Source organism: Macrococcus sp. GL_134 (genome assembly GCF_057834705.1).
The window spans coordinates 31,135-45,667 of record NZ_CM174409.1; the positions used below are offsets into that span (position 1 = coordinate 31,135).

Below are 14,533 nucleotides of genomic sequence, written 5' to 3' on the forward strand. Positions count from 1 at the left end.
TAACTCTGTTGATAAACAGCAAGTTATCCACAATGTATAAAGATGTCCAGTAAAATGGGCATCTTTTTTTATGTTTATACAGTGACAATGTTAATAAAATTTACAATAAATAATTAAAACAGGGTAAAATAAGGATTGTGAAATGTGTATAACTGAATAACTTGTGGATAACTAGAATAAGTTATGTAAAAAGGATGAATATATATGAAAATAACAATCATTACTGTGGGTAAGTTGAAAGAGAAGTATTGGAAGCAGGCGGTGGATGAGTACGTGAAGCGGCTCGGTGCCTATACGAAGGTGGAACTAATAGAGGTTCAGGATGAGAAAGACACGGATAATATGAGTGACAAGGATATTGAGATAGCGAAGCAGAAAGAAGCGGAGCGTATCTTGGCAAAGGTTAAGGATGACAGCTACGTCTATACGTTAGAGATACTAGGAAAACAACTAGACTCCGTGCAACTATCAAAAGACATCGAACAGAAAATGAATACAGGCAAAAGCCATCTGACCTTTATCATCGGTGGATCAAACGGCCTGCATGAAAGTGTAAGCCAAAGATCCAACTATAAACTCTCCTTCAGCAAAATGACCTTTCCTCATCAGATGATGAAAGTGATACTGCTGGAGCAGGTGTATAGAGCATATAGAATTATGAAGGGGCAGAGTTATCATAAGTGATGATATTTTTTATCGGTACAACTTCATGATTAAAAGATACGCTAAAAATTATTATAAGAAATGAATTTTGAAAAAAAGGAAATTTATGTTTTATTTAATAGAGCGTGCTACTACTATTTTTGGTTATTGTAATAAATGTTATAATCGAATTAAATAGGACTGAGATGAGGGCATATGATGAGTAGAGCAAAGATGACAATTATTACGAATATGTGTATGGTAGAACGATCTGATGATTATATATTAGTTCAGGATCGACAAGGTAAAGCGTGGCCAGGTGTTACATTTCCTGGAGGGCATGTTGAAGAAGGTGAATCCTTTCATGATTCGGTCGTTCGTGAAGTTCTGGAGGAAACGGGATTAACTGTTCGAAATCCTAAACTATGCGGTATAAAACAATTTATAACTGAATCAGATGAGAGGTATATCGTCCTACTCTATAAAACAACTGACTTTACAGGTGAGTTGCAATCGTCATCAGAAGGAGAGGTATTCTGGATAAAAAAGGATGAATTAAAACAGTATAAAGTAAGTAATGACTTTATGGAGATGTACGAAATATTTATCAATCCAGAGTTGTCAGAATTTTTTTATGAACTGAATGAGGATGGAGAGAATTGGGATATTAAATTATATTAAGTCATAAAATATCGAAATAAATAATTACTTTGAATAAACTCCCTATTGTCAATTAACGTATTTAACTGTCAGTAGGGAGTTTTTCATTATTTTCAAACGATATGCTGAAACTTATAGGAAATGATACGGATTACTTTCTAGGAAATAACCGCAGTCTTAAGAGATACGCTCAATCGTATCACAAGTAATGAGGTTAATAGAGCATTTTGGAATCTCAGGATTAACCGATACACTGAAAGTTATCATAAGTGATGAGGTTTTAAAAACGCGACATGAAATAAAGGTATACCTATCTTGACAGCTGATAGGTTCTTCATTTCTGCCTATGATGGTGTCAGGTGTCCAGCGTCGGCTATCCTTTTTTGAATATAACTGATCTGATGCTTAGGAAGGACAATTCTACGTCTTCCGCAAAGAGATTTTCTTTTCTTATCGTTCTGATAGAATTCCAGTACAGATATACCTGCTTTGAGTGCATTAATTACATTATAGACGGTCTGTCTTGAACGCTTAATTCTCCGGCAGATCTCACTGACCGAAATTTTCTGGTAATAATATAATTCTATAAACGCAAGTTCATCCGTGGTAAGATGTGTATAGGCCATTTGTGCTAACTCCTTATGTTTTCTTTGGTCGGAAATACATATTGAGTTTAGCACAGAAGGCTTTTTTAGTTGTCTAGCTTAATTTTACAATCTGCGTACATTTAAATTTTTTAAAGCACACCGTAGTTGGCTAACTTGATTATAGAATTTCCCTAAATTTTTTAATAAAATATAATCGGAAATTCATCTAAAAATTTGGAACTTTAAAATTGATACTTATAAACTTATTTCTCGTTAGAAAGGTAAAAAATATAAATATATTTAATTATGGAGAGGAAGTTGGGTATGAAAAATATCATCATCAAAGGTGCACGACAAAATAATTTAAAAAATGTTTCGTTAAGTCTTCCAAAGCATCAATTGACCGTTTTTACAGGAAAATCAGGATCTGGAAAATCTTCATTGGTATTTAGTACGATTGCAGCTGAATCTGAGCGTCTACTCAATGAAACTTATTCTACATATATACAGAATCAATTGACTCATTATGAGAAACCTGATGTAGATTCCATTCAAAATCTTCCTGTTTCAATGGTCATTAGTCAGAAAAGACTTGGTGGTAACTCGCGCTCTACAGTAGGTACAATTTCCGACATTTATTCTGCTGTTCGTCTACTATGGTCTCGTATTGGTCAACCATTTGTCGGATATTCAAATGAATTTTCATTCAATAATTCGGCAGGAATGTGTGAAAGATGCCAAGGCTTAGGATATGTCGAGGAAATTGATATCGATGAATTGCTGGATTATGACAAATCTTTAAACGAACATGGAATTAATTTTCCTACATTCGGACCAGATCACTGGCGTGGTAAAAGCTATACGCATTCGGGTCTATTTGATAATGATAAGAAGCTGAAAGATTATTCGAAGGAAGAGATGCATAAATTACTTTATTTAGGGCCGACCAAACTGACCAATCCTCCTGAAGAATGGCCCCGTACTGCAAAATATGAAGGGGTCGTCTATAGATTCAGGCGACTGTTTATTATTAATGATGGTTATGAAAAGAGCAGGTGGCCGGATGAATATGAGCGTGTTGTAACGACAATGGTTTGTCCTAACTGTCACGGAAAACGTTTAAATCAACGTATTTTAAGCTGCAAAATTAACGGTGCAGATATTGCTGATTTTACAAATCAAAGTATCGTAGAAAATATCCTGTTTTTAGACCACCTTACTGATAAAACAGCTGCATATATTGTAAAGCCGCTTAAACACCAACTTCAATCTCTAGTTGATATTGGACTTGGTTATTTGACACTTGGTCGAGAAACACCTACATTATCAGGTGGTGAATCTCAGCGTATTAAGCTTATTCGTCATCTAAGTAGCCCACTGACCGATCTCGTATACATTATCGATGAACCGAGTGTTGGACTGCATCCTGAAGATATTGAAAATATCAATCGCATAATTATGTCTATTCGGGATAAAGGGAATACAGTTATTGTGGTTGAACACGATCCTGATATTATTAAGATTGCAGATCACATTGTTGACGTAGGACCAGGTGCCGGTAAAAATGGGGGTAGAATTACATTTGAAGGAACATATGATCAACTTCTCAACTCCCACACTGCGACTGGACAAGAACTCAAAGAAAAACATCAACTAAAAGTTCCAAGGTCATCTCAAGAAATGATTCATATCGGTCCAGTTACAAAAAATAACGTCAAAAATGTTGAAGTGTATCTCCCTAAAAATGCTATTTCTGTTATTACGGGGGTTGCTGGTTCTGGTAAGAGTACACTCATAAAAACTGGGTTTAAACAGATTAAAAACGTTATATTCATCGATCAAAAAGCTATTAATGCTTCAAATCGTTCAAATATATTAACTTATACCAATACATTTGATGAATTACGAGCATTTTTCAGTAAGGAGACAGGGCTAAAGAAAAGTATGTTCAGCTATAATTCTGAAGGTGCTTGTCCAAACTGTAAAGGAAAAAGAATTCTTAAAACAGAACTTGCGTTTATGCCCGATTTTTCACAAGTTTGTGAAGTATGTCATGGAACACGTTATAGACAGGAAGTTCTGAATGCTAAAGTAGATGGTTACTCTATTGCAGATGTCTTACAATTAACGGTGGAAGAAGGAATAAATTACTTCAATACACATCATAAAATTCTGGAGATATTAAAATCCCTCGCTGCCACTGGTCTAGGCTATATGACACTTGGACAATCATTGGACACACTTTCAGGTGGAGAAATTCAACGTGTAAAGCTCAGTGCGTATTTAATCAATCAAGTGACTGACCACATCTTTATTTTTGATGAACCAACAACAGGGTTACATGAAAGGGATATCCATGTGCTGATAGAATTATTTAATCAATTAGTGGATGAAGGTAATACCGTCGTTCTAATCGAGCATAACTTGTCAATGATGACAGAAGCAGACTGGTTAATTGATATGGGACCAGCTGCTGGTCAACAAGGAGGAAGATTATTATACAGTGGTTACCCAGAAGGTGTCCTTAGCATACAAGATAGCGTAACTGGGAAACATTTATCTAATTACATTCAAAAATAAGGGGAGTGTATTTAGTAGTGAAAAAAGTAAGATATTTTTAGTGATGGTAAAGTAAAAGCAAGTATATGTAGTAAGAAGATATACTAAGCTGATACTTCGTTTGGGCAATATGGGCCCCTATCCTTAATAAAGATAGTGAATTAATAGGTATTCACATAGCTGATAAATCTTTTTTTCTTCTTTTGTTGTGGCAGATAGTGATTTAAAAGATGAAGTATTTGATCCTACTGAAATTATCACACATACTTTTCCTTTAGAAAAAGCCGATGAGGCTTATAAAGTATTTGATGAAAAACGAGAAATATTAAAGTCGTATTTAAACCGGAGTAATTATTCATAAAATTAAACGTTTAAGTAGTTTGATATAATTGAGCAATATATTTTTAATGTGTATATATTAAAGGTAAAATAGAATTATAGTTCTCACATATTGATTACGAACTCACTATTGAATTAGGAGGAATTTATATTATGACTAAGAAAATCGCAGTAGTATTAGATAATTTATTTGAAGATATAGAATTTACGAGCCCGGCTGAGGCTTTTGAAAAAGAAGGACATGAAATTACTGTTATTGGTAAAGAAGCTGGTAGTACAGTAAAAGGTAAACAAGGGAATACTGAAGTAACGATTGATAAAGCAATCGATGACGTTAAACCTGATGACTTCGATGCATTATTCATTCCAGGCGGATTCTCACCAGATATGTTACGTGGTGATGAGCAAGGACGATTCGGTGAATTTACAAAAGGATTTGTTTCTAATGAAAAACCTGTATTTGCAATCTGTCACGGACCACAGTTATTAATCGATACAGATTTATTAAAAGGTAAAAAGCTAACGGGTTACTTATCTGTACGTAAAGATTTAGAGAATGCAGGTGCAACAGTAGTAGACGAATCAGTTGTTGTAGATAGTAGTATCGTAACATCACGTACACCTGACGACTTAGAAGATTTTAATCGTGAATCATTAGCATTATTGAAATAGAATATACACAAACACCTAGCATACTATAGACTTTATCATGGATGAAATTTCTAATTTGAGGAGGAGGTAGAAAAATGGTTAATGTAGCGCTATTGGTTCGACTTGAAGCAAAACCTGGAAAAGAAGCGGAAGTTGAAAGCTTCCTACGTGGGGCCCTACCTGTAGTTCAGGAGGAGTCAGAAACGATCGCATGGTTTGCGATCCGACTTGGACCTACGACATTCGGCATCTTTGACGCATTCCCGGACGACACAGGTCGTCAAGCACACCTTTCTGGTCAAGTGGCTGCGGCATTGATGGAGAAAGCTCCTGAACTTTTCGCAGAGCCACCAGTGATTGAAAATATTGACGTCCTTGCTTCCAAGCTTCCTAAATAAAGTCATATTATCGCTGCCATCGTATCTGTCCAGAGACAGTGGATGGCAGTTTTTTGATTATTAGTTTTGGCGTGAGCTATATAAAGTGGAACACCTATAGTGAGAGGGAGCGATGGAGTTGAATAATGAATGGGCGCTCTTCAATAGTAAGCATTCAGCAGAATTGACTGAAGTTGTGAAGAATGGAGAACAACAGTTAGACATTTTAGCAGACAAAATTGAAAAGATAAAGTTGAAAAAAAGATTTTTCCAGCTATAGAAGGAGAAGAGACTAGCTTTCATGTATATAGAAAAGTGACGGCAAAAGCTTTTTATTTTCAGCTTTTCCATATCAGCTGGGGAAAATATAAAATTCATTATGAAATTGGTGCAGGCGATTATGAATCAAAAGGGTTTATACTGCCCACAAAACTCCACGTTTTGATTGATGTAGAAGATAAAGAAACAAGAACAATAATGAACAGCAAGCCTAATGTATTTGAAGATTTTAACCATATACAAACCCATAATATTATAAAAGAATTTGTTGTTGATTATTCAAGTCAGGAAGCTTTTAAAGCTATATTTCAAGATATAGAGAATGAGTTAGATAACTGGCATAAAAGTAATAAAAATGCACTGTTAAATGTTATACCTAGTATAAAAGTGTAAGGCTCATGATTGATGAAATTACAATTCTTCATATTTGAATAATGATAAAGCAAGAACATTTAAGCAGTGGCATAAGAATACGATATCAACGTTTTGTTGATATCGTTTTTTTTTTAGCAATATCACTGGTTAAGGCAATCGTATCACAAGTAATGAGGTTAAAGAGTTTCATAAATCTCAAGATTAAAGGATACGCTGAGAGTTATCATAAGTGATAAGGTTATTATATAAAAAAGAAAGTAGTGAGACATTATTGAGTCCGACTATCTTTCCTTCATTTCATATCAAATATTTTTCAACCAAATATCCTGGAAATTAATGAATCCCATTTCATTTATTGTTACACCTTGAATGTTTTCTTCGTACTTCAGCATTACGTTTTTATTGTACAAAGGAAATAAAATACCTTGTTTATATAACCATCGATCTAATAGGTTATTGATTCTAGACCATTTTTCAAAAGGTGTTGAAAGATAATAAGCTTTTAATGATTCAAACCAATGATACTCTTTCAATAATTTATATATTGGTGAGGAGGCGTTAAATATGAAGTTATAGTAAGAGATTGATTCAGGTATTTCTAAATATTCACCAAAGCAAAAGAAATCTCCATTTAGTTCTTGATTCTTTTTCATAACATAATCGAATTTGATAAAATTTAAGCATATTGGTACATTATGTTCTTCAAGCACAGATTTGATTAATTGAATTCTTATATCTTCTCTGCCAATACAGTCAATCTTAACAGGTTCATCATATGTTGGAATAGGTGTGTTATTGATGTAAATATAATTTGAATGATTTAATATTCTGGGATTTTTAGTTCCCACTTTGAAATATTTATTTAACTCGAAGCGATAATATTGCATCAATATGTCTCTTATATGTTTAGCTTGTGCATCATTTAAATTGCTATTACTCGATTTACAAAGATAATAATACCCCATTTCTTTTTCAATCGTGACGAGTTTATTTTCTGGATTCCCGATGATTGTTTGCTCATAATCTGGAATATAAATCATTTCTATTTTATCGATGAAAGCACGGTAAGCATAGTACTGATCAAATCGTTTTAATATTGTTTTAATTTCATTGTCCGTCTTAATATAGTACGGTCCCGTCCCGATAATTTTACCTTTTGATTCTTTATAGATACTTAGTGGAACAAAACTTAATAATGCTAGAATATGCGGGCATTGATGATAATGAATTCTGAGTGATAATGGTTCAAGAATCTCAATATTATTAATTGGTGTTAGCAATTCTCTTGTATTAATATGTTCTTTGGCAATCTCGATACATCTTTTAACATCATGACTAGTCAATAACGTACCATCGTGAAATTGTATGTTAGGTCTTAAGTAGATATCGATATATTTATCTGTAAGATCATAGTGATGAGAGAGTCTGTATTGTAATTCCTCATCTTCGTTATAAATGAATAATCTATCAAATACGCTCACAACGACACTTGCACTTTTAGCCTCAATTGCCTCTAAAGGATGAACTGTAAATATTTTGTGCTTTTTAGTGATAGTTAATTTTTCTTTTTTATCAGATATTTTATATAATCCGAGCTGCGGATTGATTTTCTTAAATAATTTTTGTTTTATCATTGGTGACCAGTCCCAAGCTAAATACTGAACTATTTTATCTAAATCTTCTGTACTTATGAGACGCTTTACTTCAGAATAATAAAGCATTTCAATATTCATAAACCACTTAATTGTTGTCTTATTTCCTCTCCCTTTTCCACTGCTATAAGATAGGATATTTTCGTATTGCCAGATATCAAGTTTACGTGATAATTGTTTTTGACTAATATTTAAAATTTCACTAATTTCTTTTTGTGATAAAGAGTTATGGCGTAATTGATAAAGACTTAAAAGTATTTTTTCCATATATCACCTCTAAAAGTAGACATTTTAGTTAATATGTCCATTTTTATTTATAAATGTCTATATTAAACTTACATTAGTGAGGGGGTATTGACAATGAAAATTCGTGAATTACCGATAAACATTCATGTCAGACTATGGGGATCATTTGTGAATAGAATTGCAGGAAGTTCTGTATGGCCATTTATGGCACTTTATTTAACGGAAGCGGTCGATAAAAAGTTTGCAGGGTTATTCTTATCATTTACAGTTTTGCTATCCTTTGTTATCAATATTATTGCAGGATATGTGTGTGATAGATTACCAAGAAAGAAGTTACTAGTAAGTATGTCTTATTTAGAAGTTATTTTCATATTAGTTATGGCCTTTGGTATCTACAAAGAAATGATAATCCCATTTTTAATTGGTTTTATATTAAATCTAATTGTGGGTCAGTTTAGAAGACCTGCACTGAGAGCCATCGTTCAAGACTCTGCAACGAAAGAAAATAGAAAAACAGTCTATCAACTAGACTACTGGTTAATAAATTTATCTCTAGCATTAGGTGCTGCTATCGGTGGAATATTCTACCATGATTATAAATTGTTGTTATTTTTGATTTTAGCATTTTCCTCATTAATCATTTCAATTGTATATACTATATTTATTACTGAAACGAGAGCATTCATTGCAGAAAAGATACATAAAAATGTATTTAAAGATTTGATGCATAGTTATATTCAAGTATCAAAGAATAAGCCGTATGTCGTACTTGTAGTAGGATCTATCTGTATTATGTACGCAGAATTGTCGACGAGTAGTTATGTAGCAGTGAGACTTGCTGAAACTTTTGAAACAATCAATATCAATGGATTTGAAATGACGGGTGTAAGAATGTTTTCAACCATTAATATCATTAATACATTGATTGTTGTTACATTTACTTTTTTAGTAGGCAAAATCATTAAAAAATTTAAAGTGAAAAATATTATGATATTTGGATTATTGATTTATGGTATAGGATATACAGTACTTACTTTTGCAAATAACATTTGGTTAATCATACTAGCAATTACAATCGCAACATTTGGTGAACTCATTTATGCACCGATTAAAAGTGCTGAAGAACTTGACCTTATACCGGCAGATCAAAGAGGTGCATACGGAGCATTTTCAAATCTGGGGTTTAACGCAACGGACTTAATGACCAAGTTTGCAATTATAATGGGTGCTTACTTAAACCCATATGCTATGGGTGGTGTTATGTTCGTCATCGTATTCATTGGGTCCATTTGCTATATGTCGAGTCTCTTTGTGAAATCACAAATCGAACTAGATGAAGATAAGGTATCAGATAGTTAGCGGAGTAGTTATTAATTTGAATCAGGGGTGAAATATTTGAAACTAAGAAGAGTTGATGTCAGTGCAGCGGAAAAGATATGGCGTATGCAAATAGAATCATTTCAAGCGATGTTAGATTAGTATAAAGATTATGGGACAAGCCCTGCAAATGAAGATACTAAAATTATGAGACAGCGTTTTAATCAAAATTTTACTTACTATTATATTATTATAAGTGATAATGAAGAAGTCGGAGCTATAAGAGTAGTTGATAAAAAAGATGGTAGTAGAAAAAGGATATCTCCAATATTTATCTTATCTCAATGAATCGTCTACACTTAGTTGGACAATTTCTATGTGAATAGATATTGTTAATCTAAGAAAGTAGGCGATTTATTTATGTCACGGGAAAGAAGAAGTTTCAGTCCTGAGTTTAAACTACAGATGGTCAAACTTTATGAGAACGGTAAACCTAGAAATGAAATTATACGTGAATATGACCTGACGCCTTCGGCATTAGGGAAATGGATTAAACAACATCAGTCCACAGGATCATTTCTGCACAATGACAATATGAGCGATGAAGAGAAGGAACTGAAAAGATTACATAAAGAGAATCAGTAGCTGAAGATGGAGAAATTATATTTACTAAAGCTGATTTTTTACCTTATAGCAGAGCTTATTTTTCATGCCTAGGTGTATTATTAAACAAAATTTAATCGAACTAATCAATGAATAGTTAAAAAGAGAGGCATTATGAAAGCATATCTTCTGAGACATGGACAAGATACCTTAAACAAAAGGGGTGGATGGTCTAAAGAACCGTTAACTTCGAGTGGTGTAGAACAAGTTAAAAGGACAGCTTATTTATTGAAAGGTATAAAGTTTGATGCTGTAATCAGTAGTGATTTACTAAGAGCAGTCGAAACTACTGCTATATTAAGAAGTATATTAAATTTAGATAATGTCAGTTATTGTCGACAACTTCGAGAAGTGAATAACGGATTATTAGCTGGCATGGATAACAAGATTGCAGAAGAAAGGTTCCCGAATCTTTATTGGAATACTTTGAAATGGGAGGAACAATATCCAGAAGGCGAGAGCCCTAAAGAATTCTATCAAAGAATCCAGCGATGTTGGAATAGAATTATAAAAGAAAATGAAAATAAAAGTACCATTATGATTGTGGCACATTCAGGTGTATTCGAAGTTATTCAACATCTTATCTATAGAACAGATTACAGCAACAAAGAACAAAGTTATAAAATAAAGACAGGAGAATTTGTAGTTATAGAAAGTGAACAAATCTGACCAATCAAACTGATTAAGGCAGTTCTCTCAACTAATTTCTATGAGGATAGATGAAACGATTTCATCAATTTTTTTCACTAGTATCAATCACGTGATATAGATTTATTTGATCAAAGGCTTTAAGACATCTATCGATTTGTTGATGGGGCCATGAACCTACGTTGTCACCACGTTCAATTAACCTGTTTTCAAGAGTCTCTCTATCTGCTGCTAATAAAAAGTTTTTAATTGCAGCAGAATTAATGTCTTTAGTTATTTCATAGAAGTAATCTTCCTTTGTTGCAGTCTTAGGAATAATCATGATTCCTGTAGATTGTTGAAGAAGTTTGTTTAACATCATACGATTAATCATCCGCCATTCAGCCAGATGGTTCTTGTTTCATTTATCATTTTAATACTCCGTTAAAAATATTTTATATTCTTCAGCGTCTTGTTTTCTATCTCATAACTGTATAGATCAGGCATTGTCATTCGTTTCCAGTCTTCAAAACCAAATTCTCCGTCTGTCAGGTGATGGAATAGGACTGCAAATGCTGTTCCATGTCCACAAATGATGATATCATCTTCTATATTATTAGTTATCTCTTTATAAGCAATTAACAATCGCTCAGCAACTTCGTTTAATGACTCTCCATTCAATCTTTTATAATCGAAGTCTTCCCATTGCTGTTTAGAGTAGCGAGGGAAATCATCGATCCAGGATCCGATATTTCTTTCATGTAAATCTTCCACTAGCTGGATAGGTAAATTTAACTTGTCAGCAGTAGGTCTAATAGTCTCGATAGTTCTAAGATAGGGACTGCTGTAGATGGTATTAATACCTTTTTCTCTGAAGAAATATTTAAGTTTTTCTGCATCTTCATATCCTTTCAAAGTTAACGGTGCCTCCTGATCTGTCTGGATAGAAGTATCTCTTTCTGCATGTCTGACAAAATATATCATAGACATGAAAATCACCTCGATTGTATAAAGTCGTTCCACAAGAAATGTTATAATGATTATACCATTTATACTCTATCTTTTATAAATAGTATCGAAGAACCTGATATTTAAAAGACTTGCAATAACTACTGTCTTAAGGAGAGATTAATAATGTGCAAAGGGATATTTTTAAGCATTAAGCCGGAATACACTCAATTAATTGAAGTTGGAGAAAAGTCGATATAGATGGAAGGTTATTTAAATTACTTTTTATGATAAAATATTTTTAATCTACTAAAGGGTGATTATAATGAGTAATGAAGTTCTAAAAGTATTAATTGATGAAAAAGCTTCAAAAATCGTTGAATTAACAAAGCATGAGCCAAAGACTACAAAAGAATTAGCCAAACTCTTGAATGTCAAAAATTCAAATTTATATTATCCTATTAAGAAATTATTAGAAGTGAATGCACTGAAAATTACAGAAGAACGTCAGATTAAAAATATGACTGAGTACTATTACTCGAGTGCTCATTTAGCTACTGAAGTTATTAATTTCGATTTCCCTTTTATTACTGAAAACTTCGACCAACTTGTCGCTTTAAACATGCTTAATGTCAATAAAGTGTTTGATGCTATGGCTTATGATATCGAAGCTAATATGGGGAAAACTAAAGAAGAAATAAAAAAATTGGATGAACCTAATACTGCTACGTTCTCAAGTATGGAAGTGAATATTCCTTATAAAGAATGGATTCATTTACTAGCCGATATGAGAAAATTGGTAAGTGATTATAAAGAAAAATATGAAGATGAGACACTTCCTTCTTACTCTATTTATCTTGCTAGCTGCAAAAATATCTCAGAAGACGATGAACCTAAATAAGTTCATCGCCTTTTTATTTCATTGACAAATTAATATTTATCGTTAAAATATATTTTAATGATAAATAGTAATTGGAGATGATATTGTGAAAAGTAAAGATTACCTGTTAATAGGCCGTTTGATTTCTTATTTCGGAGACTCTCTTTATTCTGTTGCTATTATGTGGTATGTATTTGAAGTTACGAAAGATCCTTTGATAACTGGTCTTGCATCATCAATATTAATGCTGCCTATGGTCTTTTCAGTATTTGCTGGTCCTATTATTGATCACTTCAATCGAAAATACCTAATGTTAACAGCACAATTTGCACAAATGATATTAATGGCCACTATTACTCTATTGTTTTATTTTGAATTAATGCCTCTCTCTTTGCTTATTTTTAGTTTCTTTATCATTGGTATGCTTGAAATTTTTGAAGGAAATGCCGAGCATGCTCTTTCTCCAACTATAATGAATGAAGAAGAACTTGTTAGATTCAACAGTATAGTTGTAACAGGGAATCTATTAATCAGTTCTATCGCTAAAGCTGTCTGTGTATTTATTATACTTTCGGCAGGTATCGAGAGTATCTACATCATTAACTTTATTACTTTTTTATTTGCAGTGTTATTATTCTTTAAAGTGAAATATAAACATGAAGCACAAGGTGCCTTCAGTCCAAAGAAATATAAACAATCTATAGTGGAGGGCATCAATTACTTTAAACGATTTGGGTTAATCTGGTTAGCTTTCCCTGCAATGATAGCCAATTTTACAGGTGCAATGAGTCAGGCTATACTGCCTGCCTTTACATATGAAATAGGAGGAGATCACGCATATGGATATTTCCTTACATCTTCAGTAATCTTTGGCGCGATAGGTTCTTTGCTAACACCTAAATTAAAAAATATAGATATCAATCTAAAAATTATTATTGCCCCTCTACTATCCGGTTTATTCATATTTCTATCAGCTCATTTTGATTATTATTACTTATCAACAATAATGTATGGACTGTGTGCACTGCCTCTTGTAATCATGAATATCAGTACTTCTACTTATATCCAGACTCATGTAGACAACCAGATTCTTTCACGAGTCGGAACTATTATTAATGCTGTCTGTACTATTGTAATGCCTATGGGTGCTATACTTGGCGGATGGTTAGGAAAAGCTACTAGTCCTGAAGTCCCCCTGTATATCACAGCGCTTGGTTTTTTTATCCTTGGTCTCATCTTTATGATCAGAAAGTCAAGGGGTAAAGACGTAATTGCCATATCCAAAGATGCTCAGTATTAATATACTCTATTAAAACGGATAAACACTGCCTGTGCAGTCCGTATTCTTCAGAACGATATCAGAGTAAATGGGACCATAATAATTCGACTGAATACATTTTAACCTTGACCCTGGAAAATGGAAATTATTTGAAAATAAGTATCGTAAAATAGAAGATAGATTGTTAGGGGAATAGGAAAGCCTTAGCTCGTGCTATCTATGAAGATGATAGTATGCTCGCATTATTAGATATTGCTGAAGATATAGATGGTCAGACCCTTGCTATTCCTAAAAAACATATGGAGAGTATTTTAGATTATGATTCTGAAACTTTAAATGCTGTAATGAATACAGCACAGTTTCCAGACATTTCACTGAGAATTGTCATTATGATGGAGTTAACTTATTGAATGCCAATGGTATTGCAGTTGATCAATCAGTACCACATTTTC

15 protein-coding genes and 2 pseudogenes are annotated in these 14,533 nt (G+C 33.1%); 13 read left to right on the top strand and 4 right to left on the bottom strand.

The window, feature by feature from the left end; translation table 11 throughout:
• Nucleotides 1–204 precede the first annotated feature (204 nt).
• The gene (rlmH, locus tag AC3IPL_RS00145; RefSeq protein WP_489241063.1) at nucleotides 205–684 is read left to right on the top strand and encodes a 23S rRNA (pseudouridine(1915)-N(3))-methyltransferase RlmH; all 480 of its coding nucleotides are present in this window, start codon (nucleotides 205–207) and stop codon (nucleotides 682–684) included.
• A gap of 174 nt (nucleotides 685–858) precedes the next feature.
• Nucleotides 859–1,323: an 8-oxo-dGTP diphosphatase gene (locus AC3IPL_RS00150; RefSeq protein WP_489241064.1), complete on the top strand. Its 465-nt coding sequence runs from the start codon at nucleotides 859–861 to the stop codon at nucleotides 1,321–1,323.
• 240 nt (nucleotides 1,324–1,563) lie between these two features.
• On the opposite strand, the pseudogene AC3IPL_RS00155 reads toward AC3IPL_RS00150, so the two are convergent.
• Nucleotides 1,564–1,928 (bottom strand): annotated as a pseudogene (locus AC3IPL_RS00155) (IS30 family transposase); the annotation flags it as partial.
• A 285-nt stretch (nucleotides 1,929–2,213) separates the two neighbouring features.
• Between AC3IPL_RS00155 and AC3IPL_RS00160 the strand changes: the two are divergent.
• The 5 genes and pseudogenes from AC3IPL_RS00160 to AC3IPL_RS00180 all read left to right on the top strand — a co-directional run bounded on the left by AC3IPL_RS00160 (nucleotide 2,214) and on the right by AC3IPL_RS00180 (nucleotide 6,487).
• Nucleotides 2,214–4,469, top strand: a complete 2,256-nt coding sequence (locus AC3IPL_RS00160) for an ATP-binding cassette domain-containing protein (protein ID WP_489241065.1) — start codon at nucleotides 2,214–2,216, stop codon at nucleotides 4,467–4,469.
• Nucleotides 4,470–4,671: 202 nt separating this feature from the next.
• Nucleotides 4,672–4,799, top strand: a pseudogene (locus AC3IPL_RS00165) (glutathione-dependent formaldehyde dehydrogenase); the annotation flags it as partial.
• 141 nt (nucleotides 4,800–4,940) lie between these two features.
• The gene (locus AC3IPL_RS00170) at nucleotides 4,941–5,459 is read left to right on the top strand and encodes a type 1 glutamine amidotransferase domain-containing protein (RefSeq protein ID WP_111746486.1); all 519 of its coding nucleotides are present in this window, start codon (nucleotides 4,941–4,943) and stop codon (nucleotides 5,457–5,459) included.
• 74 nt (nucleotides 5,460–5,533) lie between these two features.
• A complete protein-coding gene (locus AC3IPL_RS00175; RefSeq protein WP_204591910.1) occupies nucleotides 5,534–5,836 on the top strand; it encodes a putative quinol monooxygenase in 303 nt (100 codons plus the stop codon).
• A 294-nt stretch (nucleotides 5,837–6,130) separates the two neighbouring features.
• Nucleotides 6,131–6,487, top strand: coding sequence for a hypothetical protein (locus AC3IPL_RS00180; RefSeq protein ID WP_489241066.1), 357 nt, complete (start codon nucleotides 6,131–6,133; stop codon nucleotides 6,485–6,487).
• 284 nt (nucleotides 6,488–6,771) lie between these two features.
• Here AC3IPL_RS00180 and AC3IPL_RS00185 read toward each other — a convergent pair whose 3' ends face one another.
• The gene (locus tag AC3IPL_RS00185) at nucleotides 6,772–8,388 is read right to left on the bottom strand and encodes an ABC transporter substrate-binding protein (protein ID WP_489241067.1); all 1,617 of its coding nucleotides are present in this window, start codon (nucleotides 8,386–8,388) and stop codon (nucleotides 6,772–6,774) included.
• 93 nt (nucleotides 8,389–8,481) lie between these two features.
• Here AC3IPL_RS00185 and AC3IPL_RS00190 point away from each other — a divergent pair, with 93 nt between their 5' ends.
• The 3 genes from AC3IPL_RS00190 to AC3IPL_RS00200 all read left to right on the top strand — a co-directional run bounded on the left by AC3IPL_RS00190 (nucleotide 8,482) and on the right by AC3IPL_RS00200 (nucleotide 11,016).
• Nucleotides 8,482–9,726: an MFS transporter gene (locus AC3IPL_RS00190; RefSeq protein ID WP_489241068.1), complete on the top strand. Its 1,245-nt coding sequence runs from the start codon at nucleotides 8,482–8,484 to the stop codon at nucleotides 9,724–9,726.
• Between the two features lie 378 nt (nucleotides 9,727–10,104).
• Nucleotides 10,105–10,329 (top strand): transposase, encoded by a 225-nt coding sequence (locus tag AC3IPL_RS00195; protein WP_489241069.1) that lies wholly within the window; start codon nucleotides 10,105–10,107, stop codon nucleotides 10,327–10,329.
• A gap of 132 nt (nucleotides 10,330–10,461) precedes the next feature.
• Nucleotides 10,462–11,016, top strand: a complete 555-nt coding sequence (locus AC3IPL_RS00200; RefSeq protein WP_489241070.1) for a histidine phosphatase family protein — start codon at nucleotides 10,462–10,464, stop codon at nucleotides 11,014–11,016.
• A gap of 64 nt (nucleotides 11,017–11,080) precedes the next feature.
• On the opposite strand, the gene AC3IPL_RS00205 is transcribed toward AC3IPL_RS00200, so the two are convergent.
• Both AC3IPL_RS00205 and AC3IPL_RS00210 read right to left on the bottom strand, forming a co-directional pair.
• Nucleotides 11,081–11,356, bottom strand: a complete 276-nt coding sequence (locus tag AC3IPL_RS00205) for a hypothetical protein (RefSeq protein WP_489241071.1) — start codon at nucleotides 11,354–11,356, stop codon at nucleotides 11,081–11,083.
• Nucleotides 11,357–11,418: 62 nt separating this feature from the next.
• Nucleotides 11,419–11,964, bottom strand: a complete 546-nt coding sequence (locus tag AC3IPL_RS00210) for a histidine phosphatase family protein (protein WP_489241072.1) — start codon at nucleotides 11,962–11,964, stop codon at nucleotides 11,419–11,421.
• 283 nt (nucleotides 11,965–12,247) lie between these two features.
• Here AC3IPL_RS00210 and AC3IPL_RS00215 point away from each other — a divergent pair, with 283 nt between their 5' ends.
• From AC3IPL_RS00215 to AC3IPL_RS00225, 3 genes are all read left to right on the top strand, one after another.
• Nucleotides 12,248–12,823, top strand: a complete 576-nt coding sequence (locus tag AC3IPL_RS00215) for a winged helix-turn-helix domain-containing protein (RefSeq protein WP_489241073.1) — start codon at nucleotides 12,248–12,250, stop codon at nucleotides 12,821–12,823.
• Nucleotides 12,824–12,908: 85 nt separating this feature from the next.
• Nucleotides 12,909–14,102 (top strand): MFS transporter, encoded by a 1,194-nt coding sequence (locus tag AC3IPL_RS00220; protein ID WP_489241074.1) that lies wholly within the window; start codon nucleotides 12,909–12,911, stop codon nucleotides 14,100–14,102.
• Between the two features lie 194 nt (nucleotides 14,103–14,296).
• Nucleotides 14,297–14,491 (top strand): HIT domain-containing protein, encoded by a 195-nt coding sequence (locus AC3IPL_RS00225; protein WP_489242216.1) that lies wholly within the window; start codon nucleotides 14,297–14,299, stop codon nucleotides 14,489–14,491.
• Nucleotides 14,492–14,533: the final 42 nt, after the last annotated feature.